General features: G+C 29.8%; 1 protein-coding gene. It reads right to left on the bottom strand.

What is annotated here, in order from left to right; genetic code table 11:
• Positions 1-383, bottom strand: a 383-nt coding sequence (locus tag EOC06_RS38605; RefSeq protein ID WP_128310183.1) for a PAS domain S-box protein, incomplete at both ends; no start/stop codon positions are given.

The following is a 383-nucleotide window of genomic DNA, read 5'->3' as shown; positions in this document are numbered from 1 at the left end:
GTCCAGTAAGCTCATCATGATAAGCTAAGAAGTTTACCTTTTCTTGGACTTGATTTTGCTCTGTTATATCCTGGGCAATAACATAAATACCTGTTAAAGAATTATCTATTTTGATTTGAGATGCTGTTATATTCAGATTTACTACTTGCTTATTTTTAGTAAGAATAAAGGTTTCAACGCTAATACTGTTCCCTTTAATTACCTCATTAAAAAATGCTTTTAATCTCTCAGTTTCTTCTTTCAACACTAGGTCGGTTATTTTCGACTGAAGAATTTCACTTAATGTGTACCCCGTTAATGGTAAAACGGACGGATTAACTTCTTTAAAATTCCCTTTTAAATCTAATATAAAAATTGCATTTGGATTATATTGAAATAAAGAT

The organism is Mesorhizobium sp. M7A.F.Ca.MR.362.00.0.0 (assembly GCF_004023175.1).
Taxonomy (GTDB): Bacteria; Pseudomonadota; Alphaproteobacteria; order Rhizobiales; family Rhizobiaceae; genus Mesorhizobium.
The sequence above is the reverse complement of the archived record's forward strand: the minus strand, read 5'-3'. Positions and strand labels throughout refer to the sequence as shown.